The following is a 3,885-nucleotide window of genomic DNA, read 5'->3' as shown; positions in this document are numbered from 1 at the left end:
TACGGCGGCGGACCGCCGGCGGGCGGTCTCGCGGGGGCAGGCGCCAGTTGCGCCATCAGCGGAGGCGTCTCGGCGGTGGCGGCGGCGAGAGGAAGGGAAGCCGCCGGGGCCGGGGGCTCCGGAGCCGGTGTCCCGGCGGGCGGCACCTGCACATCCGGAAGGGGCGCGGGCGAGAGAGACCGCCGCACCGGCAGATTGCCATAGGAACGGTAGCGCCAGAACGGCATATGCAACATCGACGCGATTCGATCCACATCCGCGTCCTGTTTCGCGCTCATAAGCCCCTCTAACACAGCCGTTGCGGGAATGTATTGTGATGAACCCTAGGAGAGCTAGAGTTTTCGTGCGAATTTCTGGCATCATTCAACCAGACGGTGAATCCGCGGCGGCCAGCAGGACCATCACCCGCAGGATCTCCGGGTAGTACTGGTAGGGCCTTTCCGCCTTGAGCAGGGGGCCGCCGCCGGAGCCCTGCCCGGTGCGGACCGCCACGAAGCGCGTCACCGCCTGCAGGCCGGGCGGCGCCGGATAGGGCGAGACGGCATCGCTGGTCAGGTCGGCCCAGACCGGGACATGCCGGTGGGCGGGATCGGTCCAGAAGCGGGCCGCCGCGCGGCAGACCGGCTCCTCCGCCAGCCCCGCCCAGCAGAGATAGAAGGGAACCCGCAGGGCATCGTAGGAGAAGCGGGGCGGCCAGCGTCCGGGCAGGCGGAGCGCGCCGCTGCGCCGGTCGATCTGCAGCCAGTCGGGCGCCAGGTTCCAGCGGCCGAATCGCGCCTGCCGCAACAGTTCCAGCCCGTCCGCCGCCAGCCGCAGCCAGAGCGGGTCCGGCACCGCGCGGGCCAGCACGCCGAGCAGCGGGAAGGCGTAGTAGGAGGGGTTGACGATGATGCTCTCGGCTTCCTCGAAGCCGTGCAGGCCGGGCAGCAGCAGCACCCGACCGGCGACCTGCCGCACCAGCAGCCGCAGCACGTCCTGCGCCATGGCGCCGCCGGCCTCGGCATAGCGTGGCTCGGCCCAGCGCTGCGCGGCCAGCAGCAGGGCGGCGGCGGCGAAGATGTCGCCGTCCGTGGCGTTGTTGCGGTCGGCCACCGGCTGCGGCGCGCCCGGCTGGAAGCGCCAGGCCAGCAGCCGGTCGTTCGGCCGTGCCAGGGTGCGGCGCGTCCAGTCCCACAGCCGGTCGAAGCTGGCGCGGTCGTCGCAGCGCTCGGCGCAGAACATCGCCCAGCCCTGCCCCTCGGAATGCGAGATGCCCTGGTTGCCGGTGTCCACCACCCGGCCCTCGGGCCGCAGCAGCGCCTGGCGGAACTGCCCCCAGGCGGCGAGCCCTTCCGGCGGCGCCGCCGTGCCGGCGCGGGGCATCCCCGGCGTGGCCCGGGCCGGCTCCGGCAGCGCGGCCAGCGTCAGTCCACTCAGCAAATGCCGTCGTGTGGGGGTCGGGACCATGCCGGCAGGCTAGGCCGGCCGCCTTTCAAGACCATGAATCGGCGGGGGCCCGCCGCCTCAGCCCAGCTGCTTCAGCCCGGCCGCCTCAGCCCAGCAGCCAGTCGCGCAGCAGGGCGGTGCTCTCGGCCGGCCGCTCCATGGTGGGCAGGTGGCCGGCCCCCGGCAGGCGGGCCAGCCGGGCGCCCGGAATGCCCGCGGCCATCTCCTCGGCCAGCTCGGGCGGCGTCAGCACGTCCTGTTCGCCCACCGCCACCAGCGTCGGCACGCCGATGCCGGGCAGCATGGGCCGCGAATCCGGCCGGTGCAGGATGGCGAGCTGCTGGCGCAGGAAGGCGTCGCGCCCGACGCGGTCGGCCATCGCCCGCACCTCCGCGCCGAGCGGTCCGGCGACGTGGTCGGGATGCAGCAGGCTGGGCAGCAGGCGTGGCGTCACGCCCCTGAACTGGCCGGTGCGGGTCAGCGCCATCAGGCCACGCCGGCGGCGCGAGGCCTCCTCGGTGTCCGGGCGGGCCGAGGTGTCGAACAGCGCCAGCCGCGTCACCCGCTCCGGCGCCTGGCGCAGGATCTCGAAGGCGACATAGCCGCCCATCGACAGGCCGGCCAGGGCGAAGCGGGGCGGCGCGGCGGCCAGCGCCCGTGCCGCCATGCCGTGCAGCGTGTCGTCGCGCGTCAGGTCCGCCACCTGGCAGGCGGCGAGGCCGGCCAGGCCGGCGACCTGGTCGCGCCAGAGGCGCCCGTCGCAGAGCAGGCCGGGCAGCAGGAGGAGATCGTGTCGCGCGGGCATCACCCTCCTCCGCTACCCCGCCCTCCGCGCGGCCGCAAGCCGTCGAGAACCTTGCCAAGCCGGGCCGGTCGGCGCATATCCCCGTGACCATTGCCGGAGAGAGGGCTGCGCGGGCTCCGCGCGGTCGCCGGCACGCATCCCGCCGCATGTCCGGCGAAGGAACCGACTGCCCTTGAGCGATCAGCCCGATGCGGCCGCGCACCGCGTGGCCGAAGATGAGTATTCCGACGCCCTGACCACCCCGGCCCCGGTTGCCCCGGCGCCGGCGGATGCCGCCGCGCCGCACCCGGACGGGTCCGTGGCCGTGGCCGCCGCCGAGCCGCCCGACCCGGAGGATGGACCGGGAGAGGAGCCAGGGGAGACGCCGGAGGCCGGCCCGCGCGCCGTCTTCGCCGATCTCGGCCTGTCCGAGGCGCTGCTGCGCGGCGTGGCCGAGGCGGGCTATGTGCACCCGACCCCGATCCAGGAGCAGGCCATCCCGGTCGTGCTGATGGGCCGTGACGTGCTCGGCTGCGCCCAGACCGGCACCGGCAAGACCGCCAGCTTCGTGCTGCCGATGATGGACATCCTGGCCGGCTCCCGCGCCAAGGCCCGCATGCCGCGCAGCCTGATCCTGGAGCCGACGCGCGAGCTGGCGCTCCAGGTGGCCGAGAACTTCGTCAAGTACGGGCAGCACATGAAGCTGACCCATGCCCTGCTGATCGGCGGCGAGAGCATGTCCGACCAGCGCGACGTGCTCGACAAGGGCGTGGACGTGCTGATCGCGACGCCGGGCCGGCTGCTCGACCTGTTCGAGCGCGGCCGCGTCATGCTGGCCGATTGCAAGGTGCTGGTGATCGACGAGGCCGACCGCATGCTGGACATGGGGTTCATCCCCGATGTCGAGCGCATCGTCTCGCTGCTGCCGCCGCTGCGCCAGACGCTGTTCTTCTCGGCCACCATGGCGCCCGAGATCCGCAAGCTGGCCGACGCCTTCCTGCAGAACCCGAAGACCATCACCGTGTCGGCCCCCGCCTCGGTGGCGACGACCATCACCGCCGGCCTCGCCTTCGTGCAGCCGCACGACAAGCGCGAGGCGCTGCGGCGGCTGATCCGCTCGCAGGACGTGCAGAACGCCCTGATCTTCTGCAATCGCAAGCGCGATGTGGACGTGCTCTACAAGAGCCTGTCGAAGCATGGCTTCGCCGTCGGCGCGCTGCATGGCGACCTGCCGCAGTCGGTGCGCTTCGCCACGCTGGAGAAGTTCAAGGCCGGCGAGCTGCGCCTGCTGGTCTGCTCCGACGTCGCGGCGCGCGGCATCGACATCGGCGGCCTCAGCCATGTCTTCAACTTCGACGTGCCGTTCCGCGACGAGGACTATGTCCACCGCATCGGCCGCACCGGCCGGGCGGGGCGGGAGGGCCATGCCTTCACCCTCGCCACGGCGGATGACGTGAAGCTCGTCGCCGCCATCGAGGCGCTGACCGGCAAGCCGATCCCGCGCATCGAGATCGAGGGGCTGGACACCGTCTCCGCCGAGGAGCTGGCCGAGGCGGCGAGCGCGCCGCGCGGTGGCCGGGGCCGGGGCCGCAGCACCGGCAAGGGCCGCGGCGGTGACAGCCGGGCTGGCGAGGGTCGCGGCGGGGATCGCCCCCGGCGCGAGGCCGGCCGAGGCG

The 3,885-nt window shown here is 73.5% G+C and carries 3 protein-coding genes and 1 pseudogene; 1 reads left to right on the top strand and 3 read right to left on the bottom strand.

All coding sequences use genetic code 11. From position 1 onward, the window contains the following. From ACVMLK_RS20120 to ACVMLK_RS20110, 3 genes and pseudogenes are all read right to left on the bottom strand, one after another. Positions 1–278, bottom strand: a pseudogene (locus tag ACVMLK_RS20120) (hypothetical protein); the annotation flags it as partial. Positions 279–363: 85 nt separating this feature from the next. Beyond that, the gene (locus ACVMLK_RS20115) at positions 364–1,446 is read right to left on the bottom strand and encodes a glycosyl hydrolase family 8 (protein WP_422922795.1); all 1,083 of its coding nucleotides are present in this window, start codon (positions 1,444–1,446) and stop codon (positions 364–366) included. 85 nt (positions 1,447–1,531) lie between these two features. Next, entirely contained in the window at positions 1,532–2,230 is a 699-nt protein-coding gene (locus ACVMLK_RS20110) for an alpha/beta fold hydrolase (RefSeq protein WP_457487425.1), read from the bottom strand. Positions 2,231–2,528: 298 nt separating this feature from the next. Between ACVMLK_RS20110 and ACVMLK_RS20105 the strand changes: the two genes are divergently transcribed. Next, the coding region (locus ACVMLK_RS20105) for a DEAD/DEAH box helicase (protein WP_457487426.1) at positions 2,529–3,885 on the top strand (1,357 nt) is incomplete at its 3' end.

It is taken from the genome of Teichococcus aerofrigidensis (assembly GCF_054073225.1).
The sequence above is the reverse complement of the archived record's forward strand: the minus strand, read 5'-3'. Positions and strand labels throughout refer to the sequence as shown.

What these genes read in the sequence shown, in the direction of transcription:
- ACVMLK_RS20115 (WP_422922795.1), bottom strand. Translation starts at nt 1,446, where the DNA reads ATGGTCCCGACCCCCACACGACGGCATTTGCTGAGTGGACTGACGCTG.
- ACVMLK_RS20110 (WP_457487425.1), bottom strand. Translation starts at nt 2,230, where the DNA reads ATGCCCGCGCGACACGATCTCCTCCTGCTGCCCGGCCTGCTCTGCGAC.